Origin of the sequence: Candidatus Kirkpatrickella diaphorinae, assembly GCF_025736875.1 — a bacterium.
GTDB lineage: Bacteria > Pseudomonadota > Alphaproteobacteria > Acetobacterales > Acetobacteraceae > Sorlinia > Sorlinia diaphorinae.
Genome location: NZ_CP107052.1, coordinates 46,856 through 68,554, shown reverse-complemented (window position 1 = coordinate 68,554; position 21,699 = coordinate 46,856). Strand labels below are relative to the sequence as shown.

General features: G+C 57.2%; 20 protein-coding genes and 1 tRNA gene. 9 read left to right on the top strand and 12 right to left on the bottom strand.

Features of this window, described 5'->3' with window-relative positions; genetic code table 11:
- Nucleotides 1–33 precede the first annotated feature (33 nt).
- Nucleotides 34–3,537, top strand: a complete 3,504-nt coding sequence (metH, locus tag N5W20_RS00355) for a methionine synthase (protein ID WP_319806969.1) — start codon at nucleotides 34–36, stop codon at nucleotides 3,535–3,537.
- A gap of 75 nt (nucleotides 3,538–3,612) precedes the next feature.
- Here metH and N5W20_RS00350 read toward each other — a convergent pair whose 3' ends face one another.
- The 3 genes from N5W20_RS00350 to N5W20_RS00340 form a co-directional block, all read right to left on the bottom strand.
- Nucleotides 3,613–4,686 (bottom strand): alkene reductase, encoded by a 1,074-nt coding sequence (locus N5W20_RS00350; RefSeq protein WP_319806968.1) that lies wholly within the window; start codon nucleotides 4,684–4,686, stop codon nucleotides 3,613–3,615.
- Nucleotides 4,687–4,897: 211 nt separating this feature from the next.
- Nucleotides 4,898–5,386, bottom strand: coding sequence for a TspO/MBR family protein (locus N5W20_RS00345; RefSeq protein ID WP_319806967.1), 489 nt, complete (start codon nucleotides 5,384–5,386; stop codon nucleotides 4,898–4,900).
- Nucleotides 5,387–5,412: 26 nt separating this feature from the next.
- On the bottom strand, nucleotides 5,413–5,739 hold the full coding sequence (locus N5W20_RS00340) for a hypothetical protein (protein ID WP_319806966.1): 327 nt from the start codon (nucleotides 5,737–5,739) through the stop codon (nucleotides 5,413–5,415).
- Nucleotides 5,740–5,775: 36 nt separating this feature from the next.
- Here N5W20_RS00340 and N5W20_RS00335 point away from each other — a divergent pair, with 36 nt between their 5' ends.
- Nucleotides 5,776–6,753, top strand: coding sequence for an RluA family pseudouridine synthase (locus N5W20_RS00335; RefSeq protein ID WP_319806965.1), 978 nt, complete (start codon nucleotides 5,776–5,778; stop codon nucleotides 6,751–6,753).
- A 195-nt stretch (nucleotides 6,754–6,948) separates the two neighbouring features.
- On the top strand, nucleotides 6,949–7,869 hold the full coding sequence (gene rpoH / locus N5W20_RS00330; protein ID WP_408869406.1) for an RNA polymerase sigma factor RpoH: 921 nt from the start codon (nucleotides 6,949–6,951) through the stop codon (nucleotides 7,867–7,869).
- Nucleotides 7,870–7,970: 101 nt separating this feature from the next.
- Here rpoH and N5W20_RS00325 read toward each other — a convergent pair whose 3' ends face one another.
- The 5 genes from N5W20_RS00325 to argC form a co-directional block, all read right to left on the bottom strand.
- On the bottom strand, nucleotides 7,971–9,260 hold the full coding sequence (locus N5W20_RS00325) for an adenylosuccinate synthase (RefSeq protein WP_319806964.1): 1,290 nt from the start codon (nucleotides 9,258–9,260) through the stop codon (nucleotides 7,971–7,973).
- Between the two features lie 9 nt (nucleotides 9,261–9,269).
- Entirely contained in the window at nucleotides 9,270–10,412 is a 1,143-nt protein-coding gene (locus tag N5W20_RS00320) for an ATP phosphoribosyltransferase regulatory subunit (protein WP_319806963.1), read from the bottom strand.
- Nucleotides 10,409–11,569, bottom strand: coding sequence for a phosphoserine transaminase (locus N5W20_RS00315; protein ID WP_319806962.1), 1,161 nt, complete (start codon nucleotides 11,567–11,569; stop codon nucleotides 10,409–10,411). Before N5W20_RS00315 ends, N5W20_RS00320 begins: the two co-directional genes overlap by 4 nt.
- Nucleotides 11,570–11,634: 65 nt before the next feature.
- Nucleotides 11,635–11,718 (bottom strand) — tRNA-Leu (locus N5W20_RS00310).
- Between the two features lie 82 nt (nucleotides 11,719–11,800).
- The gene (argC, locus tag N5W20_RS00305; RefSeq protein WP_319806961.1) at nucleotides 11,801–12,706 is read right to left on the bottom strand and encodes an N-acetyl-gamma-glutamyl-phosphate reductase; all 906 of its coding nucleotides are present in this window, start codon (nucleotides 12,704–12,706) and stop codon (nucleotides 11,801–11,803) included.
- 63 nt (nucleotides 12,707–12,769) lie between these two features.
- On the opposite strand from argC, the gene N5W20_RS00300 reads away from it, so the two are divergent.
- The 4 genes from N5W20_RS00300 (at nucleotide 12,770) to N5W20_RS00285 (ending at nucleotide 17,136) form a co-directional block, all read left to right on the top strand.
- The gene (locus tag N5W20_RS00300) at nucleotides 12,770–14,164 is read left to right on the top strand and encodes an amino acid permease (RefSeq protein ID WP_319806960.1); all 1,395 of its coding nucleotides are present in this window, start codon (nucleotides 12,770–12,772) and stop codon (nucleotides 14,162–14,164) included.
- A 26-nt stretch (nucleotides 14,165–14,190) separates the two neighbouring features.
- Nucleotides 14,191–14,970 carry a nucleoside triphosphate pyrophosphohydrolase gene (mazG, locus tag N5W20_RS00295; RefSeq protein WP_319806959.1) on the top strand — a complete coding sequence of 260 codons (780 nt, stop codon included), beginning with the start codon at nucleotides 14,191–14,193 and terminating at the stop codon, nucleotides 14,968–14,970.
- Between the two features lie 85 nt (nucleotides 14,971–15,055).
- Nucleotides 15,056–16,339 (top strand): anthranilate synthase component I family protein, encoded by a 1,284-nt coding sequence (locus tag N5W20_RS00290; RefSeq protein ID WP_319806958.1) that lies wholly within the window; start codon nucleotides 15,056–15,058, stop codon nucleotides 16,337–16,339.
- A gap of 14 nt (nucleotides 16,340–16,353) precedes the next feature.
- Nucleotides 16,354–17,136 (top strand): aminotransferase class IV, encoded by a 783-nt coding sequence (locus N5W20_RS00285; protein ID WP_319806957.1) that lies wholly within the window; start codon nucleotides 16,354–16,356, stop codon nucleotides 17,134–17,136.
- A 16-nt stretch (nucleotides 17,137–17,152) separates the two neighbouring features.
- Here N5W20_RS00285 and N5W20_RS00280 read toward each other — a convergent pair whose 3' ends face one another.
- Nucleotides 17,153–17,656 carry a hypothetical protein gene (locus tag N5W20_RS00280; protein WP_319806956.1) on the bottom strand — a complete coding sequence of 168 codons (504 nt, stop codon included), beginning with the start codon at nucleotides 17,654–17,656 and terminating at the stop codon, nucleotides 17,153–17,155.
- 293 nt (nucleotides 17,657–17,949) lie between these two features.
- On the opposite strand from N5W20_RS00280, the gene crcB reads away from it, so the two are divergent.
- Nucleotides 17,950–18,384 (top strand): fluoride efflux transporter CrcB, encoded by a 435-nt coding sequence (gene crcB / locus N5W20_RS00275; protein WP_319806955.1) that lies wholly within the window; start codon nucleotides 17,950–17,952, stop codon nucleotides 18,382–18,384.
- A 454-nt stretch (nucleotides 18,385–18,838) separates the two neighbouring features.
- Nucleotides 18,839–19,288, top strand: a complete 450-nt coding sequence (locus N5W20_RS00270) for an Lrp/AsnC family transcriptional regulator (protein WP_319806954.1) — start codon at nucleotides 18,839–18,841, stop codon at nucleotides 19,286–19,288.
- 5 nt (nucleotides 19,289–19,293) lie between these two features.
- Here the strand turns inward: N5W20_RS00270 and N5W20_RS00265 are convergent, their stop codons facing one another.
- Genes N5W20_RS00265 through N5W20_RS00255 form a run of 3 tightly spaced genes read right to left on the bottom strand, consistent with a single transcriptional unit; the run spans nucleotide 19,294 to nucleotide 21,609 of the window.
- On the bottom strand, nucleotides 19,294–20,298 hold the full coding sequence (locus N5W20_RS00265; protein ID WP_319806953.1) for an NAD-dependent epimerase/dehydratase family protein: 1,005 nt from the start codon (nucleotides 20,296–20,298) through the stop codon (nucleotides 19,294–19,296).
- Nucleotides 20,295–20,837: a DUF192 domain-containing protein gene (locus N5W20_RS00260; RefSeq protein ID WP_319806952.1), complete on the bottom strand. Its 543-nt coding sequence runs from the start codon at nucleotides 20,835–20,837 to the stop codon at nucleotides 20,295–20,297. Before N5W20_RS00260 ends, N5W20_RS00265 begins: the two co-directional genes overlap by 4 nt.
- 28 nt (nucleotides 20,838–20,865) lie before the next feature.
- The gene (locus N5W20_RS00255; RefSeq protein ID WP_319806951.1) at nucleotides 20,866–21,609 is read right to left on the bottom strand and encodes an MBL fold metallo-hydrolase; all 744 of its coding nucleotides are present in this window, start codon (nucleotides 21,607–21,609) and stop codon (nucleotides 20,866–20,868) included.
- Nucleotides 21,610–21,699 lie beyond the last annotated feature (90 nt).

The window sequence follows — 21,699 nt, the reverse complement described above, 5'->3', positions numbered from 1 at the left end:
GATCTCGTCCGATATTCATCGAAAGCCCTCCATATGACCCGCCCAGCCTTGCTTGAACTTCTGAGGGATCGCGTCCTCCTCTGTGATGGCGGGATGGGCTCAAAAGTGCAGATGCTCGACCTTGATACGGAGCGGGATTATTGGGGGCAGGAAAATTGCACCGATATCCTCTCTCTCTCACGCCCTGAAATCATCCGGGATATTCACCGCAGCTATTTTGAAGCCGGGGCGGATATGGTCGAAACAAACAGTTTCGGGGGCTCCGTCATCACGTTGGCGGAGTTCGGCCTTCAGGACCGCGCGCGCGAGATCAACAAGCTGTCCGCTGAATTGGCGCGTGAAGCGGCGGAGAGCTTCGTCGATGGGCGCCATCGCTATGTTATCGGCTCTGTCGGCCCGGGCACCAAACTCCCCTCACTGGGCAATATTGATTATGACACGCTGGAAGCGGGCCTCGTCGTCCAATGCCTTGGCCTGATTGATGGCGGGGTTGACGCCATCCTGATCGAGACATGCCAGGATACGTTGCAAATCAAGGCCGCCGTCAATGCCGCGAAAATCGCGCGCGGGCAACTCGGGAAGGAAACGCCGATTTTTGTTCAGGTGACGGTGGAAACGACCGGCACCCTCCTTGTCGGGCCCGATATTGCGGCGGCAGCGACTGTCGTGAATGCGCTGGATGTGCCCTTGATGGGCCTTAATTGCGCGACCGGCCCGCAGGAAATGGCGGAACATATCAGCTGGATGGCCGAGAACTGGCCGGGGCTGATCTCCATCCAGCCCAATGCCGGTCTGCCGGAATTGGTCGATGGCAAGACGCACTACCCCCTCTCACCCGATGACATGGCCAGCTGGGTTGAGCGTTTCGTGCTGGAGGACGGCATCAATCTCGTCGGCGGATGTTGCGGGACATCAACCCCGCATATCGCGGCGCTCGACACGATGTTACGCAAATTGGGTCAAGATTCATGGCGCCCGACGCCGGTAAAGCGCAGCGTCCATTGGGTGCCCTCTGTCGCCAGCCTCTACACGCAAACCGCGCTGCGGCAGGAGAATAGTTACTTTTCCATCGGCGAAAGATGCAACGCTAATGGCTCGAAAAAATGGCGCACATTGCAGGAAGCGCATGACTGGGATGGATGCGTCGCGGTCGGGCGGGAGCAGGCGGCCGAGGGCTCAAACGCGCTCGATGTGTGCACCGCTTTTGTCGGCCGTGATGAGATTGCGGAAATGAATGAGGTGATCACGCGCTTCACCGCCGCCGTCAATGCACCCCTCGTGATCGATTCAACGGAAACGAACGTGATCGAGGCCGCGCTGAAACGTCATGGCGGTAAACCCATCATCAACTCCATCAATTTCGAAGATGGGCGGGACCATGCGGATGCACGGATGCGCCTGGCACGGAAATTCGGGGCCGCCGTGATCGGGCTGACGATCGACGAAGTCGGCATGGCCAAAACGCCGGAAGATAAATTGCGCATTGCCGACCGTTTGATTGAGGTGGCGTGTGGGGAGTTCGGCCTGCCGCAGGCTGATTTGATGATCGACCCCCTCACCTTCACGATCGCGACCGGCGTGGAGGATGATCGCAAATTGGGGTTGTGGACTCTTGAGGGCATTCGCCTTATCCGCGAAAAATATCCGGAGGTGCAGATTATTCTCGGCCTCTCCAATATTTCATTCGGCCTTAACGCGGCGGCGCGCGCCGTGCTGAATTCCGTCTTCCTTGACCATGCGGTCAAAGCGGGCATGACGGGCGCGATTGTGCATGTCAGTAAAATCCGCCCGCTTCATCTGATCGCGGCGGAGGAGGTACAGGTCGCGGAAGACCTCATTTTCGACCGGCGTCGGGAGGATTACGACCCTCTGCAGAAACTCCTGTCTCTCTTCAGCGGGCGCAAGGCGGAGGACGCCACCGCCAAGCGCCGCGCTGAAACGCCGGAAGAGCGCCTGAAAGACCGGATTGTCGACGGAGACCGGAAAGGGATTGAGGAAGATCTCGCCGCCGCGATGGAGAAAATCGCGCCGCTCAACATCATTAATGACGTCCTGCTTGACGGGATGAAAGTCGTGGGAGAGCTTTTCGGTTCTGGGAAGATGCAGTTGCCCTTCGTGCTGCAATCCGCCGAAACGATGAAGCATGCTGTCGCTTATCTGGAGCCTTACCTTGAAAAAACTGAAGGTCAGGCGCGTGGCACGATGGTGCTCGCCACGGTTAAAGGCGATGTGCATGATATTGGCAAAAATCTCGTCGATATCATCCTGACCAATAATGGGTATCAGGTGATCAATCTCGGGATTAAAGTGCCCGTCGCGGATATGATTGCCGCCGCGAAGGCCCATCAGGCGGATGCCATCGGCATGTCAGGCCTGCTTGTTAAATCCACCGTCATCATGCGGGAAAATCTGGAGGAAATGGCGCGACAGGGGCTGCAGATACCCGTTTTTCTCGGTGGGGCGGCGCTGACGCGCAATTACGTCGAGGATGATTGCGTCAAAGCCTATGGCCAGGATGTGGCCGGACGCGTGGCCTATGCGCGGGACGCTTTTGACGGCCTGTCTCTCATGGATAAAGTCGTGCAAAACCAGTTTGACGATTATCTCGCCGCGCTCCAGACTCAAAGGGCGGGGCGTAAATCACGGAATGTCTCCCGAGTGATTGAAAATGCTGAGACGCGCGGGTTTGCGCCTGTCGATGTGGCTGTTGTGCGCGCGCGACGACAGCGGATCAATCACGATGTCCCCGTGCCGGACGCGCCATTTTTCGGCCCGCGCGCGCTTGAGGCAAAAGTGAACGCGGTGCTTCCCTTCCTGAATGAGCGGTCACTTTACCAGTTTCAATGGGGCTTCAAGAAGGATGGACGCTCATTGGAAGCGTTCCTTGCCTATGCGCGGACAGAATTTAAACCTGTCCTCAAGCGTATGCTGAAAATCTGCGAAGATGAGAATATTCTCCAGCCTTGCGCCAGTTACGGTTATTGGAAAGCGGCCGGTGAGGGTAATAACCTCATTTTGTTCGACGCGACGGGTCAGAATGAAGTCGCGCGATTTGCCCTGCCGCGGCAGCCGAAAGAAGATGGTGAATGCATCGCCGATTTTGTGCGGGATGTGGATGACGCCCAACGCGACGTCATTGGCCTTCAGGTCGTGACGGTCGGGCAGAAAGCGTCGGACCTGGCGCGGGACTGGTTTGAGGCCAATCGTTATCAGGATTACCTCTATTTGCATGGCCTCTCTGTCGAGATTGCAGAGGCCATGGCGGAATACACGCATAAGCGGATGCGCGCTGAACTCGGATTCTCCAGCGAGGATGCGCGCGACCGGGAAAAATTGCTGGCGCAGGGTTATCGCGGCGCGCGCTATTCTTTCGGCTATCCCGCCTGCCCGCGATTGGAAGATCAGACTTCCATTCTGAACCTGCTTGAGGCCGATAGAATGGGGATTTCGCTTTCAGATGGCTATCAGCTCCACCCGGAGCAATCGACCTCCGCGCTCGTGATTTTCAACCCGAAAGCCAAATATTTCACGGTGTAAGGCCGCTCTGAAATGTGACGGCCGCGGCGAGAAACCCGGTCCATCCCGGTCGAAACCGGGATGGGTATGGGCTTGTTACCCGTAAGTCGGGTAGTCCGTGTAACCTTCTTCCGTCTGGGAATAGAAGGTCTTGATATTCCACGGCGCAAGCGGGAGGTCCTTCTGCAAGCGCGTGACGAGGTCCGGATTGGAGATGAAGGGCCGCCCGAAAGCAATACCGTCCGCCGTGCCATTCGCAACCGTCTCAATCGCCTGAGACCGCGTGTAATCGGAATTCAGGATCAGCGGTCCATTGAAAACTTTACGGATCGCGTCGTGAATTTTCGGCTGGTCCGTGCTGCCGTAAGTCCCTTCCGGCCCGATCTCCCGAAGCTCCAGGAAGCCGATCCCGAGATCACTGAGCATTTTCGCCGCGGGCACGAAGACGGATTCAGGATCAGGCTCGAAGCAACCCTGCGTGTCCCCGTTGGGCGACAGCCGCACAGATGTGCGCGCCGCACCAATCTCCTTGATAATCCGCGCCGTTGCCTCTTTCAGGAAGCGGATGCGGTTTTCGGGCGCGCCACCATATTCATCATCGCGGAAGTTGGAGTTGCTCCGCAGGAATTCATCCAGCAGATAGCCATTGGCGCTGTGAATCTGGATCCCGTCAAAGCCTGCCTGCATCGCATTGCGCGCCGCGATGCCATATTGCTCAACAATCTGTGCAATTTCCGCGACGGTCAGGGCGCGCGCTGTCTCCGCATCTTCCTTGCCAGCGTAGATATGCAGTTTCATGTCAACACGAGTCGCTGAGCTTGAAACAATTGGCTCACCCGTGACGGATGAATGCGCCATACGCCCCATATGCCAAAGCTGCGCGACGATTTTGCCGCCCTTATCATGAACAGCCTGCGTGATCGGACGCCATTTTTCGACCTGTTCATCACTCCAGATCCCCGGGGCGTAGGGCCAGCCGAGGCCCTGTCTGGAAATGCCGACACCTTCCGAGATGATCAACCCGGCCCCGGCGCGTTGCGCGTAATATTCCGCCATGATCGGCGTCGGGACATGTTCACGCGTTGCGCGGGCTCGCGTGAGGGGCGCCATTAATATGCGGTTTTTAGCTTCTATGGCGCCGAGTTGAATCGGTGAAAAAAGATCTGACATAAATTTTCCTATTTGGTCATCTTTCCATCGGGATTGACAGGATTGGGATGTGGCCAGCCCTTTTTGACCGGCCAGAAGAGGCGCGTTACCGCCTTTCACCCGACCGAACTGCGCATCGCATCGGGCGATTTCAACCCTTGAGGTCGAATCATCTTAAATTTATTATTAATTAATATTTGACGCGCTGACGTCCGTGCGAAATGCGATTGGCCTAGCTTTCGTCAGGGTTTTTCTGCCAGATCGCAAATTGCAGCCACGTTGCGAAGCCAAGCCATAACAACATGGGTGCGAGGGCACATGTTGCTTTGATGTCGCGCCGACAGGATGCAGCAACGCCCCCTGAAGCCAGGAGGGCCATCGCCGCGGCAAGCCCGGTCGCGACCTGCAGACGTCGCCATTGAAAAGCAACAAGCGGGAAGGCCAAAATCCCCGAGGTGAGCAGCGCCCATAAGGTGATGCGCGTCCGCTTCCCGCAAGAGGGCGCGTCGGTCATGGCCCGATATCCGTAAAAAGCCAGTCCCAACCCCAAAATCGGCCAGATTGTCGCGAAGACATAAGGCGGAGGCGTGAGATCAGGCTTGTCCAGATCCCGATACCATTTCGCCGTTGCGGAACCCTGCTGCGCAGGCCCCAGCCATCCGCCAATGCCCAGCGACGTGGCAACAGCGGAAAAAGAGATGATCGCAGGGAAAGGACGCATCACATACTCCGGCCAGACAGACCGCATCACGGCGTCGGAACGAGTTCCAGCTCCGCCGCGATACGGCCCGATGAGGGTTCCCATACCGCAACGCGCTGATCCCCATTTTGTCCCGAAATCTCGATAATGACGTCTCCATTTGCGCGGGGCACGATTTTGGTAATGCGTGATTGACCCGTGACATGAAGCAGAGCGCGACGGACTTCAAGCGGGGTCGCAACCTCTGGACGCAGGTGGCGGGAGATGATGACGCTTACAAGCGCGGCAAATCCGATGATAATCAGAACCCCCATCACGATGACGAGTCCTGTCAGGGCGCGGGACGGGCCGGGATTCGGGTTTTCCAGATTCATGACACGCCGCACCTTTTATTTGCTAGAACCACCCTGATGAACCCCCTGCCCCATCATGAAATCGACACAAAACTGGAAGTCTCCCCGGAGGATGCCGGCCAGAGGCTGGATCGTTTCCTCACCGGCAAGCTGAGCGCCTATTCCCGCAGCCGATTGAAAGCCCTCATTGAGGCTGGACACATCACCTGCAATGACACTGCCATAACGGAACCGTCAAGTTTGACGCGCGCCGGACAGGTGATTCGCGTCATCGTGCCTGGCGCTCTGCCCGCCACCCCAATCGGCCAGGATATTCCGCTGAACATTATATTCGAGGATCGCGACCTCATCGTGCTGGATAAGGCGCCGGGCCTGGTGGTGCATCCTGCCCCGGGCAATGAGGCGGGGACGCTGGTCAACGCGCTGATTGCCCATTGTGGTGACCGGCTGGAAGGTATCGGGGGCGAGAAACGTCCGGGCATTGTGCATCGTCTCGATAAAGACACGTCCGGGCTGATGGTCGTCGCGAAAACAGCATTGGCGCACAACGCCCTTTCCGAAGCCTTCGCCGCCAGAAATATTGAGCGCGCCTATCACGCGCTTGCCTGGGGCATTCTCCCCCCTGAAATCATTTTCGAGGGTGCAATCGGCCGGGATCGGCGGGACCGCAAGCGTATGGCCGTCGTCACCGGGCAGGGAAAGCACGCCATGACAAAGGTGCGGACCTTGTCGGTCCACGGGGGATGCGTCTCGAAAATTGAGTGCCGTTTAATGACGGGTCGCACGCATCAGATTCGCGTTCATCTCGCCCATGCGGGCCATCCGCTTCTGGGTGACCCGGTTTATCTGCGTCGCATCCCCGCAGCCGCGAAAAACCTGCCCCTCCCCGCGCGGCAGGCGGCGCTGGATTTCCCCCGTCAGGCATTGGATGCTGTGGTGCTCGGCTTTACCCATCCCCGCACCGGAAAAATGTTACGTTTTGAGAAAAACCTGGCACCGGATATCGTGCAACTCCTTGATACCATTGGTGTTTAAACCCGAGTAATACGGTACTGTTTATTGACAAATTTCGGTGCTTTTGTTATGGAGAGTTATCTTCAGGGCGTGACGCAAACTGAAGGCGGGGCATCAGATATGTCGCTTAAATCAAGGGCATATTTCGAGGGCAAATTCCCAAAATGCGTCTCAGGGTTGCGGCCTGGCCGTCCCTGATCTCAGGAGTGAGAGCATATGGTTTCTACCCCAGCGGTCTCTATGGGTCCGGAAGCAAGCTTGACCCGTTATTTACAGCAGATCCGCCGTTTTCCACTTCTTACAGCGGATGAGGAAAGCCGCCTGGCCCGCCTTTGGCGTGATCGACAGGATGCAAACGCAGCCCACAAACTTGTAACGTCCCATTTGCGCCTGGTCGCGAAGATTGCGATGGGCTATCGTGGCTATGGCCTCCCCGTCAGTGAACTCATCAGTGAAGGCAATGTCGGGATGATGCAGGCGGTCAAACGCTTTGACCCTGAGCGCGGCTTTCGGCTGGCGACATATGCCATGTGGTGGATCCGCGCCGCCATGCAGGAATATATTCTTCATAGCTGGTCTCTCGTTAAAATCGGTACGACAGCGGCTCAGAAAAAACTGTTCTTCAATTTGCGCCGCCTGAAAGGCCAGATGCAGGCCATTGATGATGGTGACCTCAAGCCGGAACAGGTGGACCAGATCGCCAAAGCACTCGGCGTGTCGGATGTGGAAATCGTCTCCATGAATCGCCGCCTGACAGCTCCGGACCGCAGTCTGAATGCCCCGTTGAAGAACGATGGCGAGGGTGAGTGGCAGGATTGGCTGGTGGATGAAGGCGCGAATCAGGAAAAGCGTCTGGGAGAAGCTGAGGAATTATCCGGGCGACAGGACATGCTCTCCAAAGCCCTGCTGACGCTTAACCCGCGTGAGCGCCATATTCTGCATCAGCGTCGTTTAAAGGAGGAGCCTTCAACTTTGGAGGATCTCTCGCACCATTATAATGTTTCTCGCGAGCGTATCCGCCAGATTGAGGCGCGGGCGTTTGAAAAACTGCAGAAAGCCATGTCGGCGGAGGTCGAGGCGCGTCGCCTCTCTAACGCGAAGCTGGTCGCGCAACGTCATGCCGAGATGGTGAAATAAGACCTCATAGATCGAGACAAGGTCCGAAAACGGAGCGGGTAAAAATCATTCCCGCTCCAAAATCGGCCGGTCACGTCAGGTCCGTCTGGTAATCCTGGATTTCAGTCTTCAAACGGGTCCCGCATCAGAATTGTGTCATCACGTTCAGGGCTGGTTGAGAGCAATGTTACCGGCGCTTCAATCAGTTCCTCAATACGGCGGATATATTTGATGGCCTGGGCCGGTAAATCAGCCCAACTCCGGGCACCGAACGTTGTTTCCTTCCATCCCTGAATTGTTTCGAAAACAGGTTTGACGCGCTTTTGCGCCGCCGGGCTGGAGGGGAAAACACTGACCGCCGCGCCATCAAGCGTGTAGCCGGTGCAGATTTTGATCTCATCAAAACCGTCAAGCACGTCCAGCTTTGTCAAGGCAATGCCATTGACGCCGCCCACCTTCACGGCCTGACGCACCAGAACCGCATCAAACCAGCCGCAACGCCGGGGCCGCCCCGTATTTGTGCCGAATTCATGGCCACGCTGGCCGAGTGTTGTGCCATTCACGTCGAATAATTCGGACGGGAAAGGCCCTTCCCCCACGCGGGTGCAATAGGCTTTGGCAATGCCGAGCACAAATCCGACATGGGCCGGCCCGACACCGCTGCCACTTGCCGCCACGGCCGCGACGGTATTGGAACTTGTCACGAAAGGATAGGTCCCGTGATCAACATCCAGCATGACGGCCTGCGCCCCTTCAAAGAGGATGCGCGCACCACTGCGGCGGGCCTCATCAAGTCGCGCCCAGGCCGTGCAGCCATAGGGCAGGATGCGGGGCGCGAGGCGCGCAATGTGGTCCTTCAAAGCCTGCTTCGTGAAAGTCGGTGCGCCGAGCCCTGCCAATAAGGTATTGTGATGCAGGAGAAGCTCATCAAGCTTCCAGTCCAATGTTTCTTCTTCTGCAAGGTCGCACAGACGGATGGCTCGGCGCGCCACCTTATCCTCGTAAGCCGGTCCGATTCCGCGCCCGGTTGTGCCGATTTTACGATCACCCCGGGCCGCCTCACGCGCGCGATCCGTCGCCACATGCACGGGCAGGATCAAAGCGGCATTATCCGCCACCCAAAGTGTTTCGGGCGATACGGTCAGGCCCTGAGCAGTGACACGCTCAACCTCCGCCAGGAAAGCTTCCGGGTCAACCACCACGCCATTCCCGATCACGCCGGTTTTGCCGCGCACGAGGCCGGAGGGAAGCAGCGATAATTTATATGTCTGATCACCGACGACAAGGGTATGGCCTGCATTATGACCGCCCTGAAACCGCACCACGATATCCGCGCGGCTTGCCAGCCAGTCAACGATTTTGCCCTTGCCTTCGTCACCCCACTGAGTGCCGATTACGGTGACGTTGGACATAAAACCCCCTTAAACCTCAACCAATTTATCTTGCAGAATGTAATATGCGCAGCGTAACCGCCGCGCTTCCGCGCAGGGGTCCGAAACATCGTCAAGTCCGGCGACGGTCGCAAAGCCGTCCTCACGCAATTGATGGGACTTTGCAACGGACGTGCCATGCGGCAGGTAGACCCGCTTTTTAAGCGTGACAGGCGGCGTCGCTTTTAAAAGCGCCTCGGGCCGCAATGTCATGCCGCAAGCCGCTTCCTGATCATAGGAGAGATAGCGTCCGCCACGCCCGATTTCCTCCCGCACATCCGCAGCGAACACTGTCATGCACAGGCCCGTGTGATATTGCCAGCCTCGAAACTCAGTCGGGTCGATTGTCAGGATGATTGCCGGGTCCGCCGCCCATACGGCATTCACAACTTCCTGAAGTCGCTTGACTTCGTCAGCGGCGGAAGGCGGCAGATCCAGTTGCGTCAGAATTTCCAGAGCGTGGCGCGCAGGACCCGTGGCCCGCAGAAGCTGTGTCAGGACGGGCGCGAGCGCACCGCCGAGATCCCGCACCGCCGCAACATCCTTCCGGTCAAGGGCCTGGATCAACGTGGCCTCTTGCGCCGCCGTGAATGTCTCTGTGGCGATCAGCGCTCGGGCGATATTCGGGCAGGAGAGGTCGATGGAGACATTCGCCACCTGCAGCGCACTCAATGCGGAAGAGGTGACGAGGATCACCTCCGCATCAGCCTGAGCACTGTCCGGGCCGATCAGTTCCAGCCCGACCTGGGTGATCTGCCGGGCACCGTCGCGCCCCGGCGTCCCGACCAGCACACAGCTCCCCGCATAAGACAGGCGCAGAGGGCGCGGCCTTTCCGCCAGGCGCGTCGCGGCAATGCGGGAGATCTGCGTCGTCATATCCGGCCGAAGCGCCAGCATACGGCGGGAATCCGGGTCCAGAATTCGGAAGGTCTGCGCCGAGAGCGCCTGCCCGCCCCCCGCGAGCAGTGACGCCTCAAATTCGATGAGAGGTGGCCTGACCTGCTCATATCCATATCGGGAGAAGACGTCGATGATCCGGGCAATGCCCTGTGCCTCTGCCTCCGCCTCATGCTGCAAAAGGTCGATGAAGCCAGTCGGGAGGAGGGTGACGGGTGGTTCCTGCGGTGCATTCATGGGGCCGCCTCCGCTTCGACCTGCGCATAAGCCCACTCGATCCAGGGCAGAAGCGCCGCGATATCCGTGTGTTCCACCGTGGCCCCACCCCAGATGCGTAGCCCCGCCGGCGCGTCCCGATAATGGGCCAGATCATACCCCGCCTTTTCCTGCTCCAGAAGGCCGACCAGTTTTTTGACAATGGCGGCCTGCCTGTCAGCGGCAAGCGACGTAAACCATGGCGCCGTGAATGTGAGGCAGATGGATGTCGGGGAGCGGATCGCGCGCGTCTCTGCGAGGAAGTCGATCCAATCTGTCGCCTCCACCCACTTCGTCACAACGTCGAAATTTTTCTGTACCCGCGCCTTGAGGCCCTTCAGCCCGCCAAGGGCGCGCGCCCATTCGAGACCGTCCCGCGCATCTTCGACGCACAACATGGAGGGCGTGTTAATGGTATCTCCCTTGAAAATACCTTCAATGAGCCCTTTCGCGTTCGTCAGGCGGAAAATCTTGGGCAGCGCCCGTTTCGGCGCGCTTTCAAGCCGCGCCACAGCGCGGGGACTGAGCGCCAACATGCCATGCGCCGCCTCCCCGCCCAGCACTTTCTGCCATGACCATGTCACGACATCGAGCCGATCCCAGGGGAGATCCATCGCGAAAGCCGCTGAGGTTGCATCACAGATCGCCAATCCCGCGCGTGAAGAAGGGATTGTGAAGTCCTGCGGCATGCACACGCCGGATGTCGTGCCGTTCCAGGTCAGGACAACATCATGAGACCAGTCAATCCGGGTGAGGTCGGGCAAGGCCCCGTAAGGCGCAGCGTGATTATGAAGGTCAGGAAGGTTCAACGCATCGCGCAGATCGGCAGCCCAGAGGGCCGAAAAACTTTCAAATGAAAGGACGTCAACAGGCCGTGTCCCGGCCAGCGCCCAGAGGATCATTTCCACCGCGCCAGTATCGGAAGCCGGGACAATCGCCACCCGCCAATCAGGCGGAATTTCGAGGACCTCCTTCGAAAGCTCAATGACGTCGCGCAGGCGCGCGCGCCCTTCCGCCGCACGGTGTGAGCGACCGAGAAACGCTTTTTCAAGGTTTTGAAGGGACCAGCCAGGACGCTTGACGCAGGGGCCGGAGGAGAAATAGGGCCGCGCGGGTTTCAGAGACGGGCGTTGAAGCATAATCGATCCAGAAATGGTAAAGGGCCGACAGTAAACCGCCCGCGGCGATTCATGCGCACAACCTTTGGTACGAGAGGGGGGACTCGAACCCCCATGCCTTGCGGCGGTCGATTTTGAGCCGACTACGTCTACCGTTCCGTCACTCTCGCATTGCAGCGATCCATATAATGTCTCAGCCGGAAACGCAATCTCGGACGCGGAATTTGTGGCGGCATAGAGCGGTGAGAAGCGTCACGCCGCCGCCATGCCGAGCATGAGACGGATATTCTGGAGCGCGGCCCCGCTGGCCCCTTTGCCGAGATTATCGAGGCGCGCTGTCAGCACGGCGTGACGGTGTGCATCATTGCCATGTACGCGCAACTCAAGAATATCCTCGCCCGCGAGGGCATCTGCCGTCAACCGCCCGGAAGAGTCGTCCACAACCCGGATCATACGGCTCTGCTGGTAGGCCACGCGGAGACATTGCCGCAAATCCTCGGAGGTGGCTGCACCGAACTGATCAAGATGGAGCGGGATAGAGACAATCATCCCCCGCGCGAAATGCCCGATTGATGGCACAAAAACCGGGCGATGGGAGAGCCCGGCATGGCGCATGATTTCCGGCACATGTTTATGCTCAAGCTCCAGCGCGTAAAGCGCAAAAGCGGGGCCACCATCGCGTGCATGCTGTTCTATGACACGATGCCCGCCGCCACTATAGCCGCTCACCGCGTTGATCGGCAGCCGGATATCTGGCGGCAGAAGCCCCGCATCCACCAGAGGGCGCAGCAGCGCAATGGCGCCTGTCGGGTAGCAGCCCGGATTGGAGACTCGGCTGGCCTGCGCGATATGCCGGGCCTGCGACGCGGACATCTCTGGAAATCCGTAAACCCAGTCCGGCGCCACGCGATGGGCGGAGCTGGCATCAAGCACCCGGATTTCAGGGTGTTCAGCCAGCATATCGGCCGCCTCTCGCGCCGCATCATCCGGCAGACACAGAACAACGAGATCCGCGCTGATCATCTTCTCGAGTCGGGCCTTCGGGTCCTTTCTCTGCGCCGGATCGATCGAGATCAACGCGATGTTCTGGGCTTCGAGTCGGGCTTTGATATCAAGACCTGTGGTGCCGGCCTCTCCATCGATGAAGATGCGCGGCATCCAAAATCGATCCTTAAAAATGTTTCTGTAGACGAAACGGTTGGAAATGTGGCTACTGGATTCATGACGAATACAAAGATCATCTTATCGCAGAATAACGTCAAAAGCGATGTCCCCGGCGCATCGGCCTCCCACAAACTCAAAGATCGACATATCCGCATGATCGCCCTTGGCGGGGTGATCGGGGCGGGCTTATTTGTCGGGAGTTCAGCGGCGATCCGACAGGCTGGCCCTTGCGTGCTGATCTCCTACCTCGCAACCGGGATATTGATCATCCTCATCATGCGGATGCTGGGGGAAATGCTGATTTCCCGCGAGAGTGTCGGGAGTTTCGTCGATTGTATCCGTGTCGCGATGGGCAATGGCAGCGGCTTTGTCGCGGGTTGGCTTTACTGGTCTTTCTGGGTCGTGACCATCGGCGCGGAGGCTATTGGCGGCGCGATCGCCCTTCGGGATTGGGTGAGCATACCGGTCTGGATACTGGCCCCAACGCTGATATTGGTGGTGAATCTCGTCAATCTTATCTCCGTACATGTTTTCGGTGAGTGTGAGTTCTGGCTCTCCTCCATCAAAGTCTTTTCCCTCGTGATTTTTTCAGCCATCGGGCTTATCGCCCTCGCAGGCTTTATCGGCCCGCAACCAGTGACGCCGGTCGCCAATCTGATGGTGAAACACACGCTCGCCCCTTATGGTTGGAGTGCGATTTTCGCAGCCATTCCCACAGTGATATTCTCCATGATGGGGTCAGAATCCGCGACCGTCGCTGCGGCGGAATCCAAAAATGCGGGTGAAAATCTGGCGAAGGTCACGCGCTCGATCGGTATACGCATCACGGTGTTTTTCCTACTCTCCATCGCGTTGATTCTACTCCTCTACCCGTGGTCTGCCCTTCAACCAGGCTATTCTCCTTTCGTGACAGTGCTGCGACATCTCGGCATCCCCGGTGCGGCGGAAATCATGCAATTCGTCACGCTCAGCGCGATTCTGTCCTGTCTGAATTCCTCCATCTATATTTCATCCCGCACCTTGCGAGGCCTTGCCGATAAGGGCCAGGCGCCGGAGCCCTTCTCTCTCCTCTCCGTGCGTCTTATCCCGAAACATTCCGTCTTCGCGTCAAGCGTGATTGGACTTGTCTCCGCTTTCAGCTCCATCTTCTCGCCTGACCTTGTCTTCGCCTTCCTTCTGAGCGCCACAGGCGCCGTAATCCTGATTATTTACGGCATGCTGATTGTTTCCCACGCGATTTTTGTGCGGCAGGACCCGAGTAATAAAGCCTTCATCCTGCCCATGAGTGGCGTGCTGCATGTCATCATGACCGGTGCCATTGTCGCCGTCTTTGTGGCGATGCTGATCCAGCCCGGTAATCGCGGCACCGCCTTTTCAAGCCTTGGCAGCGTCGCTTTTTATGCCATCATCTATCTCTGCACACGCCACCGACATCGTGAGGTCGCGGCTTGAGGCGTGCGACGTTGTCAGGATGAACGATGATTTCGGGCCATAATATCGACCGGCTTCTCAAGATCATGCAGCAGCTTCGTGATCCGGAGACAGGCTGTGCGTGGGATCGTCAGCAGAATTTCGACTCCATTGCCCCCTATACGATTGAAGAAGCTTACGAAGTTGCTGAGGCCATCCGGGAAAAGGATGATCACGCCCTCGCTGATGAATTGGGGGATCTGCTTCTCCAGGTCGTTTTTCTCAGCCAGATCGCGTCAGAAAAAAACGCTTTTACCTTCGCGGATGTGGTGGACCGGATCTGCGACAAAATGACTCGCCGCCACCCCCATATTTTTAAAGGCGAGGCGCTTGTTGGCTGGGAGGATGTCAAAGCCGCTGAGCGTCGGGAAAAGGCGCAGAATGGCGCTTTGGAAGGTGTGGCGCAGGCTTTACCTGCTTTGAAACGCGCCGCCAAACTTTGCCAACGCGCCGCACGCACGGGATTCGATTGGGAGGACGCGGCGGAAGTCCTCGAAAAAGTGGATGAAGAGGTCGCCGAAGTACGGGCAGAAATGGCGACACGCAATCGTGATCGACTTGAAGACGAGATCGGCGATGTGCTTTTCACGACGGCGAGCCTCGCACGCAAGCTGGAACTTGACCCGGAAGCCTGCCTTGAGCGGAGCAATCGGAAGTTCATTTCCCGTTTCGAAGCAATGGAGAAGAAACTCGCCGCCGAAGGCAGCCGGTTGGAGGAAAAATCCCTTGCGGAGCTGGAAGCCCTTTGGCAAAGCGTGAAACGCGACCTCGCCCGTGCATCGTCGTGACGCTTTTCTCGCATGTTTCGACGCCGCTTGACTGAAAATCTCGTCGCGCCACATCACCGCGCCCCCGCCTTTCTCTGCGGAAAATATGACCAAGATTGAACTTGCATGGAGGACACCGGAAGCGCTTTTAACGGCGTTTGCGGGCGTCCCGCATCTCGCGTTTCTCGATAGTGGCGGCATTGTTTCGCCGCGTTCCCGATGGTCCATCCTTTGTGTTCATCCGCGGGAGATTTTGAGCAGCGACAAACCGGACGCGTGGGACCAATTGCGCGGGTTGTTACACACGCAGCGGGATGACGTGCATCGTGACGTCCCTTTCTCGGGCGGTGTCATCGGTTTGGCGTCTTATGAGGCGGGTCTGGCGCTAGAGGGTGTCCGATCTCGTTTCCGCCCCCTTATTCCTGCTTTGACCGCGATGGCCTTTGATGGCGCATTTGTGTTTGACCGTCAGGAGAAGCGTCTCTTCTGGTGCAGCGACGCGGACAGCCCGATGCCGCCTGTGCCTCCGCCCGACCGGGCGAAACGCGGCCGCGCCCTGCCGCGCGTGCTCCTCACACCGGATATGCAGGCTGATGATTGGAAGGACGCTGTTGAAGCCACGCGCGCATCGATTGGCAGGGGGGATTTATTTCAAGCCAATCTGACATCGCGATGGCGCGGTGCGCTGCCGGATGATGCGGATATTTTCTCCCTTTATTTGAGTTTAAGGGAGACCTCTCCCGCCCCTTTCGGCGGTTTCATCAAGCTGCCCCAATTTTCCCTTCTCAGCGCTTCGGTGGAACGTTTCATTTCCCTCGATCGCCATGGTTGGCTTGAGACCCGCCCGATCAAGGGCACAGCGCCGATTAGCAGGGATGGGCAGGAAAATACGCGCATTGCTGAGAACCTCGCACACGATTCGAAAGAGTATGGTGAGAATCTGATGATCACCGACCTCATGCGCAATGACATCGCGCGTGTCTGTGAAGTCGGGAGCGTGTCCGTCCCCGCTTTATGTGAGGTCGAGCGTTTCACCCATGTGCATCACCTCGTTTCCACCGTGCGCGGCAAGCTGGCGCGCGGTAAAACGGCTGTGGACCTCATGCGGGCCAGCCTTCCCCCCGGTTCCGTCACGGGCGCGCCGAAACATGCGGCGCTGCAATTGATTGACCGGTCGGAGGGCTCAGCGCGCAATGCCTATTGCGGCACGATGTTCTGGATCGGGAATGATGGCGCGATGGATAGTAACGTTGTGATACGTTCCATCCTGATCTCGGGTGGGAAAATCGAGATTGGCGCAGGGGGTGGTATCACCTACCCGTCCGATCCGCAGCGGGAGTTTGACGAGATGTGCCTGAAAGCCGAGCCACTTTTAAAGCTGTTCAGATAATGGGTTATGTCTGCATGAACGGGCGTTTCGTCCGCGCTGCGGAGGCGACCATCCCGGCGGATGATCGCGGTTTTCTGCTTGGTGACGGCATTTTTGAGACAATCCGCGTTGCGGATGGGAATTTGCAGCAATGTGACCGTCATATGGCGCGCCTGTCACAGGGGCTTGAAATGCTGCATTTTCCCTTCATCCATCAGGAGGCTCTGGTTGGAGATATGGTGGCGCTCCTGCAGCGGAACGCCATGAAATCGGGAGCGCTGCGCCTGACCATCTCACGCGGTTCCGGCCCGCGCGGCCTGACGCCGCCGCACCTGGCCTCTCCGCATTACATCATTACGACGCATGACACGCCGCAGACGATGATGGAGGTAAAACTCGCCATTGCGCGCTTCCCGAAGGATCATCTCTCACCATTGGCGGTCATCAAACATACGAATTACCTTCCCGCAATCCTCGCGCGGTGCGAAGCGGCTGAGCAGGGTTTTGATGATGCGCTCTTCCTGAATTCTGAGGGATATGTGGCGGAGGCAAGTGCTGCCAACATCATTGCCCTTTTTGGTGACAGGCTGGTCACGCCGCCTGTTCAGGATGGCGCACTCCCCGGCATCAGCCGCGGGCGCCTGCTGGAAAAAAACCTCTGTTCAGAAAAATCTCTGACCGCTGATGATCTGGCAGTCGCGGATGCCATCTGGCTGAGTTCAAGTTTGGGACTTGTCGCTGTCTCTCACCTTCGTCATTACGAGATCCCGCGAAACGCGACCTTGCAGCGCCAACTGACGAAATTTTTATTCGGGTGAGGTCACGCACCGTCCATTAACGCAATTCATCGCGATCAATCCCGTCAACATCAATCAGGCGAAAGCGTAAACGCTTGATGGATGCCCCCAAATAGGCCCCTTCACCCTTCCCCCGCATATTGACGCGCGTGCCGTACTGATTTTCCATCATGAAGACGTTGCCTCCGCGCCCGAGGGCCGCATCCGCGCTGAGCGACCAGTAAGTGCCGTCGAAATCAGTCAGTTTCTTGATATCGAAAACCCGCCCCTGGCCCGAGACTGAAGAAAAGCCGAGCGCGACAATGCCGCCACCTTCAATACGGAAGTGATAAGTCTGACCATCATAATGGAGCTCACCTTTACCCCAGCTATAACCGACTCCGAGAGCCGCCTGCCGAAGCGTGAATTTGAATGTCAAATCTTTGTTACTTATCGGCGCCTTGTCACCTGTCGACGCAGCCATCTCCGCCGCACGCACCTGAATGCCTCCGAGCACGAGGATCATGATGGCTCCGAGGAAACAGATCAGTTTCTTCGTCATATGCGGCCCCTTTCATAGCGCCGTTTCACGGCGTCAGATTAGAATAAGAGTTTGCGCGGACGGGTCTCTGACTCAATATTTACGACGATTCCGAAAAATAGCCAGACGCGAAAACCGCTCGATCTCAACGCGCCCTTCTGGCATAAGATGCTTTGTATAAGACGGCATAAAAGGCGAACCTTAACGCACCCATTTCGACCCGCACCATTGTGGAAAAATATCAGTGTGATGGCCAATTATACCGACGATCTTTTAAAATCCCGGTTATGCAGATGGAAGGACCGGTTTTTACCATGAGCTTCTTCAGTTGTCTTCTCGTGATGATCGGTGGCGCTATCGGCACGCTCGGGCGGTTCCTTGTCGGCTATGCTGCGCGACCCATCAGTCATGGATTTCCCTGGGGGACTGTCCTGGGCATCAACGTCGTCGGATCATTCATCATCGGTTTTTTCGGCACATTAACCCTGGCACATGGGCGTTTTCCGGTTTCAGAAAATACCCGTTTATTTGTCATGGTCGGGCTGTGCGGCGGATATACGACTTTCTCAAGTTTCAGCCTGCAAACGCTGGACCTTATACGGTCAGGCGCGTGGGAGAAGGCGCTGGCCAACGTTGTCCTCTCCTGCGCCCTTTGCGTCCTGGCTGTCGCTGCCGGGCATGGGATTGCCTCCCATCTTAACGGCCATGCCATTGAGATTGCCCAGCTGGATATCGAAGAAGAGAGCTGAGCAGGCCCCGGCGCAGGTCCATGCTCCGAATCGTTAAGCGCCATTTCCAAATCTGCCGCGCGCTCCGACACGCCGAGATAGAGCGGGGCATTTTTAAGATCATTTTCATTGCGTCGCACCCGCCTGGCTATCCGTAAAGATGCGTGAGACGTTTCGGTCGATAGTCGCTTCACCGTCTTAAGCGTGTCAATTGACAGCTTTATCGTCCGATCATATCAGCTTCCCCACAAGCAACGCGCCAATCATTTGCGCTTCCTTGCGCGAGACATACAATGTGATCATAAGGTGTCGTGTTGGGTCGTTCAGCATCTTTCAGCAAAAACCAGCACGAATCCAGTATCATTATACAATCGCCCCCAAGTCGAATTTATAGTTTGAATCAAGTGAAAATTTATCTCTACTATCTCGATATTTTGATGAGTATTTGAGAAATTTTTTGATATAATCCGTCGTCATGGATGATTTTGATCGAAAAATTTTACGCGTCCTCCAGAAGGAGGGCGCGATTTCTCAACGTGAACTTTCGGACCGTGTCGGCCTGTCGCAAAATGCATGTTGGCGACGTATGCAGATCATGCGCGATAAAGGCATCATCATTGGTGAGAGAGTTCAACTCAGCCGGGAAGCACTTGGCCTCGGCCTCACTATCTTCCTCCTTATCAGGACGCGGCAGCATTCAGAAAGCTGGCTTGAAAAGTTCCGGCGTATCATGCTGGACATCCCGAACGTCATCGATTTCCATCGCCTCGCCGGGGATTATGATTACCAGGTGAAGCTCGCTGTGCCGGATATTAAGGAATTCGATCGCATCTACCGAGGCCTGATCGCGCGTATCGATCTGGGAACAGTGACGTCATGCATCTCGATGGAAGATTATTGCGACGAACGGGAATACCCAATCTGAGCAATTCACTGCGTTTTACGGAACGCACCGTCTGACTCATGATATTCCTCAAACCATGTCGCAAATATTCCGAGCCCATCTTTAAGAGAGGTCTTCGGCCGCCAACCGAGGACTTCACTGACATGATCGAGCGAAGCCCAAGTTGACAGCACATCTGTTTTCGGAAGCGGCGATAAGGAGATATGGGCCGGTTTGCCGAGGCATTCCGCCAGAAGCGCCACCATGTCACGGATGGGCGTGGGCTGGTCACCGCCAAGATTGAAAATGCGTGCCGCGCCTGGCTCGCCTGGATGGTCCATCGCCGCGACGACGCCACTAATAATGTCATCAATAAACGTGAAATCGCGCGCTAACCCCTCAGCTTCATAAAGCTGAACCGGCGTGCCCGATAAAATCGCCTGTGCGAATCGATAATAGGCCATATCCGGCCGCCCCCACGGTCCATAAACCGTGAAAAAGCGAAGACCCGTCTGCGGAAATCCGTAAAGATGCGCATAGGCTTCGGAAATCAACTCATCCGCTCTCTTTGTCGCGGCGTAAACGGAGCTGGGCCGATTGACCGCATCCGTTTCTCTGAAAGGGAGATCCGTATTAAGTCCGTACACGGAGGAAGAAGAAGCATAGACGAAATTCTGCAATCCCGGCATGACGCGTGCGCATTCAAGCATTGTGACATGCCCCTGCACATTGGACGCGACATATCGCGCCGGCGCCGCGAGGGAATGACGGACACCCGCCTGCGCAGCAAGGTGGACGATATGGGTCACATCCTGATGCGGCTTCAACGCGGTCGAAATTGCCGCGATATCAGCCAGGTCCCGTTGATAGAACGTGAACGCCTTGCTTCGACGTAACTGCGCAAGGCGCGCTTCCTTTAAAGTGACGTCATAATAATCATTGACGTTATCAATCCCGATCACGCGATCTCCACGCGCCAGAAGAAAGCGCGCGAGGTGGAAGCCGATAAACCCGGCAACGCCGGTCAGGATGACAACCCTTTGAGAATTCAAGGCTTCTGACCCTTGAAGCCATCATAAGCCAGTTTGTCCCCCACACGAATGCCGCTTTTTGCCGTTGTCATCGCGGGAAGCTCCAGCACAGCCACGGAGGCGCCATGCCCCCGGATCAGCGCCTCACTCAGTGGCACGGTGTTTTCAGCGATCGCGGCGATTTTGTGTGACGCGTCGATAAAGACAATGTCGAGAGGGATGTAAGTATTGCGCATCCACATGATTGAATTGCGGGGCGCAGGCCAGATAAACAACATCCCATGATCAGCCGCCAGGCTTTTACGAAACATGAGGCCCCGCGCCTGATCCGCTGATTTAACCGCAACCTCGACGGTAAATCGGTGGGTGACGCCATCCCGCGAGGTGATTGTCAGGCTTTGTGTCGGCAAAGGATGAATTTTGCCGTCCTCATTGGTCGACGGCGCGGCATGGGGAAGGGCCTCGGCGCAGGATGCCGGTGGCGGCAGCGCGATCTGTGCCGTGAAGGCGATGGCGATTCCGCAGAAGAGCGTCCAGGACGATTTAAGGAATTTCCGCATAAATAGCCTTTCAAATATTCGTGACGCGTTATCTGAGGTAGTCGTTATACTGTTTCTCAACGTGGATGAAACTCGGCAATCCGTGCCCGGGCATGATTTTATAGCGGTTGGGCAGAGACATGATTTTCTCTTTAATCCCGGAAATGAGGAGATCATAATCACCATAGTCGAAGTCGGTGCGCCCCACCACGCCGCGAAACAACGTGTCGCCTGTCATGACGACTTCTTCCGTCTCATCAATCAGGATGATATGGCCCGGCGTATGACCGGGCACGTGCCGGACACGTATGACGCGCCCGAGCAGATTCAGCACATCTCCTTCCTCAAGAAACCGGTCCGGTATGACCGGCCCTGTCTCGAAGCCTGATGCGTCAACCAGAAAAGCCGCAAGCTGCTCCGCCATTGTATTGAGAAGAAACGTGTCGTCTTTATGCGGCCCATAGACCGGCACATCGGGCTGCCCCTTCTCCGCAAGGCGGGCCTTAAGGGTGTTAACACCGCCAGCATGGTCAAAATGCCCGTGCGTGAGCAGGATGGCCTCGACACGCGCATCGCCCAGCACCTGCATGACGAGATCAATATCGCCACCCGGGTCGATCACGACCGCCTCTTTGCGGGTGGGTGTCGCTTCTTTTTTCCAGAAAATGGCGCAGTTCTGCCGGACCGGGGTGACCCTCACGATCTGCATAGGCATTTCAGTGTCTCTCCTTGTCCAGACTGACCATGTCGACGGGAAGCGATAACGCGGCGTTTCCGTGCTGGCAAGCGACATGCGCGCTTGACCCTGCGGTCCGTGACCGGCAAAATTACACCGTGCGCGTCGGCACGCCGTAAAACGCCATGATCACCTGTTACAGAATCG